Origin of the sequence: Streptomyces sp. NPDC093586 (assembly GCF_044764905.1) — a bacterium.
GTDB lineage: Bacteria > Actinomycetota > Actinomycetes > Streptomycetales > Streptomycetaceae > Streptomyces.
In genome coordinates this window covers 1-1,962 of record NZ_JBIWJA010000100.1, presented here as the reverse complement: position 1 = coordinate 1,962, position 1,962 = coordinate 1, and the positions used below count along the sequence as shown (strand labels likewise).

Genomic DNA, 1,962 nt, shown 5'->3' with positions numbered 1-1,962 from the left:
CCGAGGACGGCGGCGGTGGTGAAGGCCACCGACAGGCCGGAGGCGTCGGCGATCTGCTGCCAGGAGAGGTTCTTGACGGTCTTGGCCTCCACGGCCTTGGCGGCCAGGGCCTCACGGGCGGTCGGGTCGAGCTGTGCGTGCACCATGATCAGTACGTCCTTTTCTCAGCTGAGCCACTTCCGGAGCAGGTGGGGCGGAAGCGGCGAGTGGGGTAGGGGGACGGAAGGTCCCCGGGTGGGAGGCCGGAGCCGGGAGTGTCAGGCCGCGAGCGGGGCGGTCAGGTCCTGGACGCGGCCGGTGGGGATGTCGAAGACCCAGCCGTGCAGGGAGAGCTTCCCCTGCGCCAGCGCCTTGGCGACCGAGGGATGGGTGGCCAGGTTCGCCAGCTGGGCCAGCACGTTCTGCCGCACCAGGGCCGGAACGTCACCGTCTGCGACGGTGCGGGCCACCGAGGCGTCCGCGTGCCGCAGCCAGGTGGCGACCGCCGGGGCACCGCTGAGGTCGTGGCCCTCGGCGAGTGCGGTCATCGCACCGCACGCGGAGTGACCGCAGACGACGATGTCCTTGACGCCCAGCGCGGCGACGGCGTACTCGATGCTCGCCGTGATCCCGTCGGCCTCGGGGGTGTAGGCGGGCACCAGGTTGCCCGCGGTGCGGACGACGAACAGGTCACCCGGCTCGGTTCCGGTGATCAGCTCCGGGACGACGCGGGCGTCGGAACAGCCGATGAACAGCGTGTGCGGTGTGTGATGCGTGGCCAGACGGGCGAAGAGCTCCGCCTTGGCCGGGAAGACGTCCCGCTGGAAACGGGCGACGCCGTCGGCGAGGTCCTGCATGGTCACTCCCTTCGGGTGGTGGCCGGCCCCTGTGGGCTGGTGAGATCCACCATGCATGACCTGGACCTATAGTGTCCAAGAGCTATCGGGGATAGGAGTTATTGCTTACATCTATAGTTCGTTCCATGGCTGTTCTCGAACTGCGTCACCTGCGCTATCTGCTCGCCGTGGCGGAACACGGCAACTTCACCCGCGCCGCCGAGGAGCTGCACATCTCCCAGCCCACGCTCTCCCAGCAGATCAAGCAGCTGGAGCGGACCCTGGGCGTGCAGCTGCTGGACCGCACCGGCCGCACGGTGCGGCTCACCGACGCCGGTGCCGTCTACACCGACCACGCCCGGCGCGCGCTGCGCGACCTGGCCGCCGCCGAACGCGCCGTCCACGACGTCCAGGACCTCTCCCGCGGTCACCTGCGCCTGGGCGTCACTCCCACCTTCACCGCCTACCTGGTCGGCCCGCTCACCGCCGAGTTCCACACCCGCCACCCCGGCATCAGCCTCACCCTGGTGGAGATGACCCAGGACCGCATCGAAGCGGCCCTGCTCGCCGACGACCTCGACGTCGGCATCGCCTTCGCCGGCCCCCACCTCTCCGGCATCACCGCCACCGCCCTGTTCACGGAGACGCTCACTCTGGTCACCGGCGCCCGCCGGCCCGACGCCGGCGACGTCTCCCCACTACCCGTGAAGGAGCTCACCGACCGGCAACTCGCCCTGCTCAGCGGCGACTTCGCCACCCGGGGCCACATCGACGCCTACTTCACCCGCCACCGGACCGCCCCGCGCATCAGGGTCGAGGCCAACTCCATCCAGGCCCTCACCGAGATCGTCCAGCGCACCGGCCTGGCCACCGTCCTGCCCGACGCCATCACCCATGACCACCCCCATCTCACCCCCGTCCCCCTCGACCCGCCCCTGCCCACCCGCACCGTCGCCCTCCTGCACCGCGAGGGCGCCTACCGCGGCGCCGCCACCCGCGCCTTCACCCGACTCACCCACGACCTCGTCCGCACCCGCGGCTACACACCCGCTCCCTAGTGACCTGAGTCGGAGATTCGTCGGCAGTAGGCGGCGACTTTGTCGAGGATCTCGTCGGCGGTCTTCGTCCAGACGAACGGCCTGGGGTG

2 protein-coding genes and 1 pseudogene are annotated in these 1,962 nt (G+C 70.5%); 1 reads left to right on the top strand and 2 read right to left on the bottom strand.

Annotated features, from left to right (window positions below; all coding sequences use genetic code 11):
• Window positions 1-146: pseudogene (locus ACIRFH_RS36570) on the bottom strand (cyanate hydratase); the annotation flags it as partial.
• 111 nt (window positions 147-257) lie between these two features.
• Complete coding sequence (locus ACIRFH_RS36565) at window positions 258-836, bottom strand: carbonic anhydrase (RefSeq protein ID WP_403530908.1); 579 nt, start codon at window positions 834-836, stop codon at window positions 258-260.
• A 125-nt stretch (window positions 837-961) separates the two neighbouring features.
• Here ACIRFH_RS36565 and cynR point away from each other — a divergent pair, with 125 nt between their 5' ends.
• Entirely contained in the window at window positions 962-1,873 is a 912-nt protein-coding gene (gene cynR / locus ACIRFH_RS36560) for a transcriptional regulator CynR (protein WP_403530905.1), read from the top strand.
• Window positions 1,874-1,962 lie beyond the last annotated feature (89 nt).